General features: G+C 31.8%; 9 protein-coding genes. 6 read left to right on the top strand and 3 right to left on the bottom strand.

The window, feature by feature from the left end:
• Nucleotides 1-16: 16 nt before the first annotated feature.
• On the top strand, nucleotides 17-1,699 hold the full coding sequence (locus IM807_RS01350; protein ID WP_308699298.1) for a putative immunoglobulin-blocking virulence protein: 1,683 nt from the start codon (nucleotides 17-19) through the stop codon (nucleotides 1,697-1,699).
• Nucleotides 1,699-4,095 carry an Ig-specific serine endopeptidase MIP gene (gene mip, locus IM807_RS04220; protein WP_196362787.1) on the top strand — a complete coding sequence of 799 codons (2,397 nt, stop codon included), beginning with the start codon at nucleotides 1,699-1,701 and terminating at the stop codon, nucleotides 4,093-4,095. Before IM807_RS01350 ends, mip begins: the two co-directional genes overlap by 1 nt.
• On the opposite strand, the gene IM807_RS01340 is transcribed toward mip, so the two are convergent.
• Nucleotides 4,088-4,312 carry a hypothetical protein gene (locus IM807_RS01340; RefSeq protein ID WP_196362786.1) on the bottom strand — a complete coding sequence of 75 codons (225 nt, stop codon included), beginning with the start codon at nucleotides 4,310-4,312 and terminating at the stop codon, nucleotides 4,088-4,090. The genes mip and IM807_RS01340 overlap by 8 nt on opposite strands.
• Before the next feature lie 25 nt (nucleotides 4,313-4,337).
• Here IM807_RS01340 and IM807_RS01335 point away from each other — a divergent pair, with 25 nt between their 5' ends.
• Nucleotides 4,338-4,649, top strand: a complete 312-nt coding sequence (locus IM807_RS01335) for a hypothetical protein (RefSeq protein ID WP_196362785.1) — start codon at nucleotides 4,338-4,340, stop codon at nucleotides 4,647-4,649.
• A 97-nt stretch (nucleotides 4,650-4,746) separates the two neighbouring features.
• Here the strand turns inward: IM807_RS01335 and IM807_RS04215 are convergent, their stop codons facing one another.
• Nucleotides 4,747-7,776 carry a P110/LppT family adhesin N-terminal domain gene (locus IM807_RS04215; protein WP_196362784.1) on the bottom strand — a complete coding sequence of 1,010 codons (3,030 nt, stop codon included), beginning with the start codon at nucleotides 7,774-7,776 and terminating at the stop codon, nucleotides 4,747-4,749.
• Nucleotides 7,777-7,794: 18 nt separating this feature from the next.
• Nucleotides 7,795-10,815 carry a P97 family adhesin gene (locus tag IM807_RS01325; protein ID WP_196362783.1) on the bottom strand — a complete coding sequence of 1,007 codons (3,021 nt, stop codon included), beginning with the start codon at nucleotides 10,813-10,815 and terminating at the stop codon, nucleotides 7,795-7,797.
• Between the two features lie 364 nt (nucleotides 10,816-11,179).
• Here IM807_RS01325 and pepF point away from each other — a divergent pair, with 364 nt between their 5' ends.
• The 3 genes from pepF (at nucleotide 11,180) to IM807_RS01310 (ending at nucleotide 15,235) form a co-directional block, all read left to right on the top strand.
• Nucleotides 11,180-13,003, top strand: a complete 1,824-nt coding sequence (gene pepF, locus IM807_RS01320) for an oligoendopeptidase F (RefSeq protein ID WP_196362782.1) — start codon at nucleotides 11,180-11,182, stop codon at nucleotides 13,001-13,003.
• Between the two features lie 70 nt (nucleotides 13,004-13,073).
• The gene (locus IM807_RS01315) at nucleotides 13,074-14,027 is read left to right on the top strand and encodes a phosphate acetyltransferase (RefSeq protein WP_196362781.1); all 954 of its coding nucleotides are present in this window, start codon (nucleotides 13,074-13,076) and stop codon (nucleotides 14,025-14,027) included.
• Entirely contained in the window at nucleotides 14,027-15,235 is a 1,209-nt protein-coding gene (locus IM807_RS01310; RefSeq protein ID WP_196362780.1) for an acetate/propionate family kinase, read from the top strand. Before IM807_RS01315 ends, IM807_RS01310 begins: the two co-directional genes overlap by 1 nt.
• The last annotated feature ends 17 nt before the right edge of the window (nucleotides 15,236-15,252 follow it).

The raw sequence follows: 15,252 nt of genomic DNA, 5'->3' as shown, positions 1-15,252 counted from the left end.
TTTCAAAGGATCTTAAATCACAAATTTTTTTAGGTTACCAAAGGCACTTAACCGAATTGCCCAGGCAATTGATAATTCAATTAAAATTGCAAAAGACAAAATTGCTGGATTCAAAAGCGAAATTGCCGAAATTAATCGTTTTTATGACCAATTTGACAACCCTGCATACAATGTTAACCGTGTTGACAAAGTTACTTGAGAAAGCTTCCGAATTCAAAAATTACGTACTTTCATTGGTGCCAACGCGCCTGAATATCAACTTGAAAAAACCCAAACAGACTTAAAATTGCTTGAGGATCTAAAAAGAACAAAAAAATCTCTAACTGAGGACGAAATTAAGCGACTTCAGCAAGGGATGATGCCCTCAATCGAGTCTCCTTATGTTTGGGGTTATGAAAATGATGCTGATAATCCGACCTTGAATCGTCTAAAATCGGCAAATAAAAGACGGCTTTTGAACATTCCATCTTGATATTCGCGTTCACCAGGGACAATTTCTGACCTAACTTATGAGGGTTGAGACCGAAATAATGTTTCAAGTGAGTTCAATGGAATTGATGATTCAATTGGTAAATCGGTGACAATTTACAATTATACCCCCAATGATAAAAATGAAGAAAGAGACCGAAAACCGCTCAAAGTCATTGTTCTTGATGCAAATGACAATAATGCTTTTGCTAAATTTCAGGAAATTCTTAAAAAAGTAATTGAAAAAGATGGAAAAATTGAAGCTGTTGTTCTCAAAAATGTTGGTGACAAAAATACTACACAAAATGTAAGCAAAATTTTACAATCAATTCCGCCTTCAATCAAAAAATTAACACTCTTCTTAGATAATTATAATGCAACTGCGAATTTGCGACCGCTTGAAAAATTAAAGTTAGATGAACTTGAACTTTATTCAAACATTAACACCCTTTCAGAAAATTGGGCAATCAACCCAAATGCATTAAAAAATATTGATTACATTAGTTTTGATTACAACAATGCTGCTACTTTTCATCGTAATAATGCCGATGAAAAAATCCCAGGATCAATTATTTTTAACACCCTTTCTTGAGACAAAGATGATGGTATCCAGCAAGTTGAAGAAGGGCTTTCAATCGTTTTTGATTCAAAAATTAACCAACGAATTTTTCAAGGATCTTCTGGTGGAAAAGGTGGCTGACCTATAAATCTTGATTTTTCACGGTCACTAAAAATTAAATCACTCAAAGGGATTAATTTTGAAAAACATGATCAAACTTTTAACAATCATCTTAAGAATTGGAAAGATGATCCTTATGCCAATGAAAATTACCGTGGTTTTCGCAAATTAAAGTTTAAAAAACTAACTTTCGGACTTGATGCAAGCAACAATTTTGTTGCAAATTGAGATGATTTTAATGGCGCACAACTTCGTTCACGTCTTACTTTTGACGAACCTGGTGGAGCGCAAATTGAGTTTCGTGACCAAAGTGGCAATGTAAGTTCAAAACCAGCAAGTATTTATTTATCAGGGACACCAAAAGGTGATGCAATTGATGAAATTAGAGCCTTTATTCAGGCAGCAAATTCCCGTTATCGCTTTGTTGGTAATGTTTATGTCGAAGATCAAAGTATTTTGTCACAAATTGGTAGTTTTTCTGGTGTACAAGTTTCAGTGAAGAAGAATAGTGGAACTACGCAAGTGCAAAACGGCTATAATGGAGATGTTTAATGAAAATCAGGTGTTTTTTCCCATTTTTGCTAATTCCTTTTGCAATAATTTCTTGTGGTAATAAAGTTGAAAATGCTGCTGAAACTAAAATTTCCAAGAAAGATTCAGACCATTCTCATGAAAATCAGGAGCAAAAGCCAGGAACTTTAACCTCAAGCCAAGAACTTGTTTTTCAAAAATTAGAGGCAAATTTGGAAACTCTGTTTAGTCAAAGTGACCAAAAATCTTTTGAAAAATTTAGTGAAGATTCCAAAAAAACAATTTATGAATTGCTAAGTCAAGAAACAATTGATCCTATTGAAAAACAGCAAACAACTGAAAAAATTGAAAATATTTTTAGTGCAATAACTAAAGTTGCCCAAAGGGCAAATTTTGATTTAAATAAGCAAAAAGATGTTGTAAAACTTAGTTTTGGTTCGCTTAAAGATCTTTTTCGCAAAAAGGAAAAAAAGCCAAAAATTGAACATCCACCACAAAATCCAAGACCAGAAGATCCAAAAATCAACGATGCTATCAATGATTCCCGTCCTTCTGGACAAAATTTTAGTCGTTTTAACAATGACGGAACTCGCATAATTCTTGATCAGTATGAAAATGATTTTCCCCAAAAAGAATGAAATTGGTACCGTTTAAATTCAAATTTTTCAGCAAATTCGCTTAAATTTGGTGAAAAAAGCCAAATTCCTGAAAAACCAAAAGAATTTCCAAAAATTAGTTCGGAAATTAGCGCAAAATTGGCTGAAAAAGCTAAAAAAGTTAATCAACCTTTGTATGAAAATGCTCAATTTCGCACTTTTTCGCTACCAGATTTTGACCAATCTGGTCAAATTACCGGAATAAAATTCAACAATTACCAGCGTGGTTTTGCCACTCCGGCTTGGTGAAAAGCTAGTGAAGATGGTGATTATACTTTTGGTGGTCCAAATCGAATCGGATTACCACGACGAATTGTTTCAGAAGATTACAAAAATCTGATTGACAACGTTGTTTCGCTTAGAATTGAAAACTTAATTGTTAATGATTCACGCCAAAAATTTAATAATAATTATGCTGTTGTTTCATCAAGAGTTTACGGAACTGCGGCAATTTTAGACTACAAAATTCCTGATGATCCGCAAAAATACCCTCTAAAATGGTTCTTTTTGACAAATGCTCATGTTGCAAATAATTTGCAAATTGCCAATGACACTTCCAGTGACAAAATCGCTGGCCGCGATTTTTCTAATTATAATACAAAAGATCTTCGCTTAAACACAAAAAGCATCATGCTCACAAAATTGAAAAAACAAATTCCTTTGAATTCGGTTTTACCAACTAGTCGTGGTGGAAACGATAGTGAAAATTACGTCAGTGTTAAAATTGATATTAAAGAAACTGAAGGTAACTTATACAACACCGGGCGCGAAATTGTCGAACCTGATTCAATCGGGAAAGATAGTGATTATGGTCATGTTGATAGGAAAACCCCTACAAAACCAATGAATGTACGCACAATTGTAATTGGATCTGACATGTTTAACACTAAATTTTCAACTTATAGCAAACAACCAGAATTTAAGGATTTCGGTGATCTCCTTGATTTTGCAGTTATAGAAATTAATTTTTCTGATGAAGCAAGTGCTAAAAAAATCACTGGTGATTTTTACGAAAAAATGAAAAGTTCAAACTTAAAGGTTGTCAATCTTAATCCTTTGCAAAAAAATCAATACGAAAAAATTGAAAAAACACCTTTTTATGTTCTAGGTTACGGTGGCACCGCTGGCGATCCTACAGTTTCAACAGTTGATAGTAATGCCGATTTTGAACTAAGAAATGACAGTGTTTCACCTTGAACTAACAAGAATTTCCGCCTTTTTAGTTCAACTAATCCAACTGATCCTTTAATTAACGGCGGATCTGAATTTGCTTGATCAAGGTCATTTCGTAGTTTCGTAAATCTGCCTGGGCTCAGTGATTTTTTAATTTCAGCGCCAGTTTTTGAAAACGAATACGCAAAGTTGCACTATTTTGATCAATCTTCAAATGAAAGAAAGACAAAAAAATATTTAAACGCAGGTTTAGGAACAATTATTGATAATTTCACAGCCACAAACGGAGTATCTGGAAGTCCTGTTTTTCTTAAAAATGGCGAAATTTACAGTCTTGTTTATGCTTCGAATTCAACTGCTTCAGCAAGTTTAACTTTGAATTTGCGTTCCTATGGTCAAGATTATTCTGGTTATTATGGCGGGTATAATCTTCCAAAATATGACTTAATTTATGGTGATTCCTCAAGCACCGCGACTCAAAAAAAGTCCTATTGAGCAGCGCTTTCTTCGCTTTACAAAAGTGCTTCAAATTTTAAAACTAGTCTTTTTCCGGATGGAATCGACAAGCAAAAAAATGTTTTTAATTAGATGAATTGCCAAAAAAATTGAACATTAAAATTTTAGCCCAAATTTGTATGAAAATACCAAGATTTGTGCTAAAAAAGTGACCGAAAAATCAGTGATATTCAAGATAAAATTTTTCAATTTGGCTGGCAAGATTGTGTTTGCTAGTTTTCAAAATAACTGCAGCCAAAAGGTGGTTAGCAAGATTGTTCTGATCAAAAATAATTAGTATTAGTGACATCGTTTGATTGTGAGACGATTTAGAAATGCAAGTGAACCATCAAATTGAAAATTCTGCTGCCAGATGTCTCGGGCCCGTTTGTTGAAAAGTAGCAAGCGGCCGGACTATTAGGGGTCTTTTTGTTAGTTTTGATATTTATAATGTTTGGTTTGATCTAAATTCCTTTGAAAAAATTCTTGATTGCAAAGTTTTGTGGATAGAAAAGGCCGATTTTGCTTGAAAATTTTTAAAGGCGCAAATTTTGCAAAAAGTTAGCGAACTTTTTGTACCAAATGCTGTTGATTGCGCTCGTGTTTGCGTACATTTTTTCCTTGTTGGTTTTATAAAATTCAATTAGATTTTTAGCATCATCAATAAATTTTTGGTAGCCAAATAAAAAAATGCTACATCTTGGTCTAAATTAGTTTTTTTTTTTTTTGCACATTCAGAAATCTTTATTTTAAATAAGCATCAATGAAACTACTTTTAATTTGATCGCGCACACTAGAACTAGATTCATTTGTCAATTGAGGGTCATTGTAAACTGCAAGTGCTTTCAGAATTATTGATGAATTTGAGTCTTGTTGAGAAGATTCTTGGCTAGATTCACTGGCAACTCTAGTCGGCATAGTTTTGGATTTGCGATTTGGATTTGGGCCAATTTGTGCTCAATCCAAATTAAAAAAGTTTGGTAATGGATCCCATTTTTGTGTAAAAGGATCGATGTTATAGATCAATTGTGAACTCAAACTGACAGTTGATGGCGAATTTAGTTGATTGTTTGTTGAAGAAAAAGCGTTTACCTTGATTGATCAAGGAGTTTTAATAATTTCCAAAATGATTGTTTGATCCTGGTCAATTATAGGCTGTAAATCAAGATCTGAAATTGGTACTGTTGTTTTCAGTTCCTGACGATAAAAACGATTTTCAGAAATTCGATTTGCAATTTGAATTTCAGGACGATATGCAGAAATTGGCGGAGAACCATTGTTTTCAACAATGTCGCCAGCAAAATTTTTCGGTGGATTTCAGGAATTAGGTCCTAAAATAACTGCAGATTTATCAACAAGACTATTGGAAAAAATATTGGCAGAAAGATATGAACTTCCTTTTGATTTAAAATATTGTTTGAAAGCAGAAAGATTCGCAACTTGTTTAAAATCAAGACCAATCACAAAAGAATCTAAGTTCTTTTTTTCTTTCTCTCCTTCAGCAGTATTTGAGTTTGATAGTAAAAGAAAACCTTTTTGATCATTGCCTTTATTAAAAGCTTCAATTATTCTTGATTTTTTTACAAATTTGCTTTCATGAATTTTTTGAATAAAAAGCCCTTTTCCATCGACATCCGAAATTAAATAATGTTTTTTGTAATCCCCTATATTTTTTGGGCGAAATGCAAGGTAAATAACTCCAGAATTCAGGCGAGTTAGTGGCGCTTCGTTTAAATGTGGTTCGGTTTTTTCACTAGCAACTTTTAGTTGTTCTGATTCATTATTTTGTTTGAATCTAATTGCTTTTTTAATCTCAAAACCTTCTAAAGTAGCTCTATTTTTGCCAGTGTAACTGTCCTCAAATTGTATATTATTGTCAGATAAATCGTGAATATTGTAGACAGATGATTCTTCATCTTTTTTGGAAAAACTTGATTTTCCATCAAGGAAAAAAGTTGGGAAAAACTTGGTAGCAACATCAAAACTGCTTTGTGTTGAACTGACAACATCATTAATGATAATTTTTGTGGATGCAAGCTTACTGCTATCTTTGTTTGAAATGATGTTGAATTCTAGACTAAATTGGTTTCCATTATTTTCAACAACAAAATCAGGTCTTACGTTATTTGAAAGCAAAATATGCTGTAAATTCAAGGCTTTTCAGATAGTTTTACCAAGTGTATTGTCGTCTTTTGGTTGTTGAGCGGTTGAATTTTCAGAAAAATTTTGTACATTTACTAATTCGGTTTTCACTTTTTTTGCGATTTCAATAAGCTCAGATTTGTAATTTGAAATTTCACTTTCAGAACCAATTTTACCAAAATCAAGCAAGTATAATTGACCAACCAGCTTTAAATCAGGCGCTTCAGGATTAAGATTTTTTGATAAATCCTTAATTTCAGTGATTATTTTGGTTAACTTATTTGAACTTAGGGCGATTGAATTTTCGGCCTTTTTAAGTGAAAAAATTTGCGCATTTTGTTTTGGTAAATTTTTGGCAAAAATTCGTGAAAGCGCATTTAAATCAGGCTTTAGATCCCAATTGAAGGTAAAATCTGCAATTTTAATTGTTTTAGAATTAACTTTTTTAGTCACATTTACGGTGACTTCAAGACGAATTTTGTCATCTTTGAGTAAGTTTGTCTTGGTTTCGCCGTCAATTTTGTCAATTTTTTGTGTTTCAAAACTGACAATTGCATTGTATTTTTTTAATTTAATTGTATTTATTGAAAAACTTTTTTCAATGTGGTCAAATAAATCTGCAAAATTCTTAGCAGAAAAATTTTGTGGATTTGGTACTTTTTCATCATAAAAAGCGCGAGAAAGTGACAAGTTTTTTGCTGTTAAATCTGTCTGAATTGCCGATTTTAATTGAATTTTATCAGCTAAATTTTCTTTGATCCAGCCAGTAATTTCTTTTTTAAATTCGTCTTGAGTCGGCAAACCACGAATTTCCAGTTTGATAAGTGATTTTTGGTCATTTTGTTGAAGTTCAAAGTGCAAAAATTGTTTTTGATCTTTTGTTGAAAATTGGAGATTATTACCCTGCAAACTTGGTTCAAGAATTTGTCCTTGGCGAATAAATGATGGCAAACCAAGCATATTTATCAAACTGTAGGAACCCTTAGTTTGTAAAAGCGCTTTTTCAAATGCTAGAAATTTTTGCTTTTCTGAATCTAAAAATTGCACAAAACTATTCTGAAGCTGCTCTTTGAATTCAGGAAAAGAAATAAATTCCTTCGGTTTTACAACAATTGCTGATTTAGTTTCGTCAATTTCGTATTTTCCCAAGTCGGTTTCAAGGTTTTGTTTTGTTGAAAAACCCTTGATTTCCACAGCTTTTGAAAAAACCTGGTTAGTATTTGCTACTTTTACAAAAAGGACAATGCCCTTAATCGCACCGCCACTGACACTAGCATTGCGAAGATCATAACTTATTTGGTAATTTTTCTGATAAAGTTTTTCTAAGTTCACTAAAGTTAGCAAGTCCAAATTATAAATTTGACTTTTAGCCAAATCAAGAGCAATTTTTGGTGATAATTTTTGAAATTGATCTTTGACAACAAGATTATTTGTCAATTCTGCAAAGTTGTTTGTAAAAGGGTTTTCTGTTTGTTTAAGATTCAAAGTTTCCGGATTTTCGTGTAGTTTGCTATAATAGGAACGATTGTAAGACAAAATTCCCAGCGGCACAGCAGTTGCAATTGTGGCAGTTAGTGTAATTGAAGCAACAATTATGATTGTTTTCCAAGTTTTTCAGGTATTTTTTTGCATTTTTAATCCTTTTTTGTACTAATTATCTTTTTTCGCAATTTTTTCAATTGTAATTTTGAATTTATAATTTGCAAAAATTAAATTTTCCTTGTCAGTTTGCTGGTTTGCACTTCCTCCAGACACATTATTTGCTGTGCTATTTTGTGTTTTAAGTTCAATTGCAACATTGACCAAAAAACTCTTTTTAAACTCGCTAAGCGAGTTTTCAAAAGCTGGCTGGATAAAAAATTTAACCGTCCTTTCCTTAAAAAATTCCGAAAAATAAGTTTCAATTTTTTCAATATTGGGCAGATTCTGACCAAAAAAGGCTTGAAAATCAGAACTTTTTGTGACTTCAGGTTGATTTTGAGTTTGAGTACTTTTTTCAAATTTTTCTATAATTTCTTTAAATTTGCCATCTTCTAGTTGAAAATTTGTAAAATTTGATGGGATTTGTGAAATTGCAGCATCCAATTTTCTTTTTAATTGTAAATTTTCATCTTTTTCTTTATTAGTAAAGTTGATAAGAATTTTTTTTGCAGGACTTTGATAAAAATATGTTAGTGAATTATTGTTACCAATTTTGCCAATTTTATAATAAAAATTAAGGGTTAAAAATTCATTGTTTTGGTTCGAATTTTCAGAAGAATTCAGGGGAACTTCCTCAGTAACTGTTGGATTTGTTGCCTTTTTTATTTCGCTTTCAAAGCGAGACTTGGAAATTTCACCACCCTTTTCAAAAACAATTTTGTAATCCATGTTAGAATCAATACTTGATCAAGCCAAAAAATTATCAAGTTGAGCTGCTTTAAGGTAAAAAGCCAGCAAAATATCTGCTAAATTCAAGAATTGAGTAGCATTTTTGTAGTCATTTTCGATTTGTGCACGGGAAAAATTCACTTTTGTGTCAGTAAAAATGCGTTTTTGTTGTAAAAGTTTGATAATTTCTGTATCAGATAAGGTCTGAATTTTATCGCCAATTTCGTCTTTAATTGACTTTGGTAGAAAAAGTGTTGAAAAAAAGCCTTGATTGTAAACATCAAGGTGCTGATCGTTGATGCTTAGAACCTGAATTTTTTTGTTGTCAACTCTAATTTTGGAAGCAATTTGGAAAATATCGGCCTGATTATTTTCAAAAATCGAAAGCAAGGAACGATTATTTTTGAAAAGTCCTGAAGCTTTTGCAAGCAAAAACAATGTTTTGGCAACCTCGTGAGGTTGTTTCTTAACTAGAATTGCAAAAAAAGCCGCTACATCTGAAGGGTTTTTGAAAAAAACAGGGGAATTTAAAGTTGCAATTTGTAATTTTTTATCATTTTCATTTTCACTAAAATCAACAGTTTTTTCCTCTTTTTCAAATTTGGCAAACTGGGAAATTTTTGGTAAATTTGTTTTTCCCACCCAAGACCTAATTTTTGCTTCAAAATCATCAAAATTATAGTTATAACCGGTTGAAGATGATAGCTTTTCCTGAATTTTTTGAAAATTTTGTTTGGCCAAAAGTTCTTCTAATTCTTTTTTTACAAAAGGCATTTTTGCGTTCAATGGGTATCCGAAAGTGGAAACAAAGTTGTCAAAACCCTTGTTTTCTATATTAGAAAGCAAGGGTTTTGTGTAAATTAAAGTTTTTTGTGTTCCAGGAATTAGTAAATTGTTGCCATTTTTTTCTTGATTTTGAATAATTTTTGCAGTCGGCATAAAGCCTTTTAGTTGCAAAAATAACTGTTTTTCTTGAATAATTTTAGTATTTTCAATCTTAAAATTAAAAAGTGATTCACTAAGTGAAATTTTATATGGGATTTCAATGGTATAAATGTCATTTTCAGCGTTCAATTTGGCGCCCTGAGGGTCGAATTCAAAACTAACAGCATTCTGATTTTTAGGGATTAAAGCACTAAATTTACCAAAATCAAGACTTAAATTTTCAACTAAAACTGAATTTATCATTTTTTCTAAATAAACAGAATATTCTTTTTTGGTCAAAAAACTGGCTGATTTAATTTTGGCAAAAAAATCAAAAGGATTTTGTGAAGCGATTGGCGTTTTTTGCGAATTTTTAGTTTCTTCTGTGACATATTTTAGCGGTTTTAACTTGATTTCTTGAAAAAATTTATCAACGGAAATGAAGGGTGAAGAATTTTCCTTTGTTTGCAAATTAATTGTAAAAATACGGTTTGCCAGGTCTTTTTTTTGATTTTCAAGCATTTTAGTTGCAACAGGAGTCAGTTTTGCTTTAATAAATAGGCTTGGAATTTCATTTTGGATAACAGTAAATTGCTGACTTGCTTTGTCCTTTACAAAATCAAAGTTAAAAATCGGTGAATTTTCTGTTGGAATCTTATTATCATTAGAATTTTGAATTTTGGAAATTAAATCTTTTAATTCTGGAAGAAATTCACCAATTTTTTCAACTACTTCATTGGAAGTAGTTGCACTATTAATTTCCTGCGCAAAATCGATGGAACGAACCAATTTATTTGCCCGTGGTTTTGGATTATTATTAGCAAAATTTGTCACAATTGGCTGCAAATCAAGGATGTTTTCGGTGATTGATTTAGTTAATTTTTCCAGAGCAAAACTAAAATCAGCAGCTAAAAATTTTGCTTCTTTATAAAAAGAAATTGGTTGCAAAAACAAGTCAGAATAGGCAAATTCACCATTTTTTTGCATTTGTCTTGCACGAAAGGCGACAGTAAAATTTTGATTTACATCATCAAATTTTATTTCAACAAACTCAAAACTTATTAAATTAGAGTTACCCTCACTTGGAATTTTTACCAATTGCCCTGTTTTCTCATCATTTCCGTAAAATGCTAAAAAATCGTTTAAATTCAAGTCTTCTTTTAAAACATTTTTTATAAAAAGCTTTTCTTTAATTGTGAAAAAATCATCATTTGTTGCGATTTTTTCTGGTCGAAAAGCAACATAATTAACTTTTTTTGCAAACTCTTTTACTTCTTGACGCGGGTGTTTACCGTTGTATTTAATTGTCAAACTAACGCCAGTGAATGTGCTAAAAAATACAAGCCCAACGAAAGTTGATCCTAAAAATAACAACATTTTTTTGCTTTTAGGCTTCCTAATTATGTTTTTTAAACTCATAAATTCCACCTTTGATTGCAAAATTATACCATAATTTATCAATAAAAAGTAACTAGAATTTTAGAAAAAAGACAACAATAAACAAATCATTTCAAAAGAAAAAATGATAAATGCCTTTGTAATGTTGCAAACTAGCCTTAAAAAAACAAGTATTTTTAAGCAAAATTTTCACTAATAATTTTAAAATTTATATCATAATTTTTGTCAAAAAAAAGCAAAAATTTAGGAAAAAGTCGGCAATTTTCTTTAACTTGAAAAGGTATTAAAATTTACCAGCTTTTATTATATAATTTAAGTTCATAATAAAAACGAAGGGAGAATTATGGATTTTAAAGAATACAAGGAAATTCCTGAAAAATATCGTTTTGACCTTGAAGTTTTACTTGAAGGCAAAACGATTGAAGAGAATTTTAGTGATTTGCTTGCCTTAAGTGAAAAACTGATTGAATTCAAAGACAATCAATTTAAAAGTGCTGAAAATTACGTTCATTTCAAAAAACTTGAAACTGATTTTGGAATCAAGCACAACAAAATTTATAATTACATCAGCAACAACATGAGCACAAATGTTGTTGACCCCATTTTTAGCGAACTTAATGACAAATTTGCATTTATGATGGCAAATTATGAAGCAAAAATGGGTTCAACTGATGTAATTTTTTACAAAAATGAGGACAAAATCCGTTCTTGAATCACTGATCCAATTGTCAAACCTTACCTAAAAGACCTTAATTATCAACTTGATTATAAAAAACACAAATTAGATGATCAAGTTGAAGAATATTTGGCAAAATCAGCTTTTGGTGAAATTTCAATTTACAATTTTTTCACAATTTTGTCAAATTCAGAGACCATTTTCAACGATATTACTGATGAAAATGGCAAAAAATTGCCCCTAAATAGCACTAATTATTTTAATTATTTAAAAACAGGTTCACCACAAGCTCGTAAAGAGGCTTATGAAAATTACCATTTGGCCTATCTTAGTCATAAAAACACTTTTGCCAATCTTTTGTATCAACATATCAAAGCAAATTCAGTTGCTGCCAAAATGCGCAATTTTCCTTCATTGATTGCATCAAGTCTTGATCCTGACCGGTTTGAAGAAGGAAGTTTGGCAAAATTATTTGAATATGTTGCATCAGCAGCACCGATTTTTAACAAGTTTTCGCAAGCTCACAAAGCTTTTTATGAAGCAAAGTTTGGTAGCAAAATGAATTATTGGGATCGCAACGTACCACTTGTTGAAATCAAGGACAATTATTCAGTTGAGGACGCCCAGAAAATCGTGCTAAAAGCGGTTGAGCCACTAGGAGATGAGTATCTAAAAATTGTTGAAAAAGCATTTTCAGAACGCTGAATTGACTATCATTATGTACCATCAAAACGCAGTGGTGCTTATTCAATTGGTGGTTCTTATGGTCTTGAAAAAAAATACATTTTAATGAATTTTGACTTTACACTTAATTCAGTTCACACTTTAGGTCATGAACTTGGGCACTCGCTCCATTCTTATTTTTCTGATAAAAAACAGGATTTCCATAATAGCTATTACCCGATTTTCCTTGCTGAAATTGCTTCAATTTTTAATGAATTAATGATTGATGATTATTTATTAGCAAGTCAAAAAGATGAGAATTTCCGTTTTGAAATTCTTTCGCAAAGCATTTCAACTTTCATTGGTACCGTTCAGCGTCAAGTTATTTGAGCTGATTATGAAGCCTTTTTATATAAAAAAATCGATGCAGGTGAACCAATTAGTTCTTATCAAAGTTTTGCAGAAATTTATAAGCAAATTCTGGAAAAATACAAGGCAAATTTGAATATGCCTGACGAAAAACCCTTAATTTATAGTGTTATTGTGCCCCATTTTTATTATGGTTACTATGTTTACAAATACGCAATTGGTTACATTGTTGCTAGTGTCTTTTTTGAAAAATACAAAACTGAGGGACCAAAAGCACTTGAAAATTACATTGAAAAATTTCTTTCCGCAGGTGGTTCAGATTGGCCAAGCCAAATTTTAAAAAAAGCTGGTGTTGATTTGGCTGATCCAAAAATTTATGAACAAGCCTTTGCAATGCTTGACAAAAAAATTAATGAATATATTCGCCTTGGAAACAAAATTTTCAACTTGAAAATTTAATTATTTTTATTTTTTAACATAAAAATTAAAAATAATTAATAAAATTACATAATTAAACATAAGGAAAAAAATGACATATCAAGAATATTTACAAACTCGCCTTGAGCAAGAAAATCAAAAAAGTGGCCTAAAATCAGTGCTAATTATTGATGGTTCTGATTCACGAGCAGTTGAAGCAGCAAAATTACTTAAAGCAAAAAACCTTATCAAACCAATTTTGCTAGTTAGCAAAATCGACCCTAATCTTAGTATTGAGCAGCATGAAATCAGCCCGAAAATGAAACTTGAATTTATTGATAAATTTGTTGAGTTCCGCAAGGGTAAAGAAACTTTTGAATCTGCTTCAAAACAATTTGAATCACCTGCATTTTATGGGGCAATGTTGTTAAAAACTAAACAAGTTGATGCCGTAATTGGTGGCCTAAATTACCCAACTGCTGAAATTTTGCGGGCAGCTTTTAAAGTTATTGGTCCAAAAGCAAACATCAAAACAATTTCCTCAGTGATGATTGTACACAAAGAATCACAAAAATACTTATTTAGCGATATTTCTGTAAATATCGCGCCAAATGAGCAACAACTTGTTGACATTGCCAAAAATGCTGTTGATTTTGCTTTGCAACTTGGTTTTGAACCAAAACCTGCATTTTTATCTTTTTCAACAAAAGGATCAGCAAAATCACCACAATCTGAACTTGTCACCCGTGCAACTGAAATGTTTAATGCTAATTCTCCAATTGAAGCCTATGGGGAAATCCAGTTTGATGCTGCGCTTGATAGTGAAGTTCGCTTACAAAAATATAAAACAAATGACCCGACTAATGCCAATGTTTTAATTTTTCCAAATCTTGATGCAGGAAATATTGGCTACAAAATTGCTCAAAGATTGGGAAATTTTGGCGCAATTGGACCAATTATCACCGGAATTGCTGAACCAATTAATGATTTATCACGTGGTTCAACGATTGAAGATATTTTCAACACTGCTTTAATTAGCGCACTTCAGGTTAAAAAGGAAAACTAATGAATGCAAAAATTTTGGTAATCAATGCTGGTTCTTCATCAATTAAGTGGCAAATTTTTGAAAAAGAAAATCTAAAATTGCTTGCTGTTGGTCTCATTGAGCGAATTGGGCTTCAAAATGGTAAAATCAAAATGACTTTTAAGGGTCAAAATTTTGATTTTGATAGCAATTTTGTTGATCATGCTCAAGCACTTGAAACCCAATTTTCAATGTGAAAAAAAGAAAATGTAGTAAAAAACCTTGATGAATTTGTTCTTGCTGGTTTTCGCATTGTTCATGGTGGCGCAAGTTTTAGTGCTCCTTCAATTTTAGATGAAAATGCAATCGCAAAAATTGCTGAAGCTGCCAAATTTGCACCGCTTCACAATCCAGGTGCGCTTGCCACAATCAAAGCGATCAAAAAACTTTTGCCAAATGCAAAACTAGCAGCTAGTTTTGACACTGCCTTTCATGCAAGTATTCCAAAATTAAACTATACTTATCCCATTGACTTTCAAGTTGGAGAAAAATATGGAATCCGTAAGTATGGTTTTCACGGAATTTCGCACAAATTTATTACTTTGCAAGTTGAAAAAATTTTTGGGTCAAATCAAGTTAATTTTGTCAACATGCATATTGGCAATGGCGCTTCACTTTGCGCTGTACAAAATTCAGCTTCACTTGACACTTCAATGGGACTTACACCCCTTGCTGGTGTAGCAATGGGAACTCGTAGTGGCGATGTTGACCCGTCAATTATTCCTTATTTAGCAACAGAAGCAAATTTTTCTATTGCTGAAATCGACCAACTTTTGAACAAAAAGTCTGGGCTTTTGGGTCTTTCAGGTGTTTCATCAGACCTTCGTGATGTAATTGCAGCTGCTGATAATGGCAACGAAAATGCCCGTTTTGCCCTTGAAGTTTATGTGCAAAAAATTGTTGACTACCTTGTAAATTACATAAATAAAGTTGGTAAAAAAATTCAAGCACTAGTTTTTACTGGTGGTGTTGGTGAAAATTCAGCCCGGATTCGGCATGCAATTATTGAAAAAATTACCTTACCAGGTTTAAACTTGATTTTAGATGAGTCAAAAAACTCACGAAAACCAAGTGAATTTTCAGAAATTGAAGAAATTTCTGCTCCTAATTCACACCTTAAAATTTTTGTGATCAAGACAAACGAAGAACTCTTGATTGCTAAAAACGCCTTGAAGGTTTGAGGTCTATAACTAAATTATTTTCTTAC

It is taken from the genome of Mycoplasma sp. 'Moose RK', assembly GCF_015708155.1.
In the GTDB taxonomy this organism is placed as follows: domain Bacteria; phylum Bacillota_I; class Bacilli_A; order Mycoplasmatales; family Metamycoplasmataceae; genus Mesomycoplasma.
The sequence above is the reverse complement of the archived record's forward strand: the minus strand, read 5'-3'. Positions and strand labels throughout refer to the sequence as shown.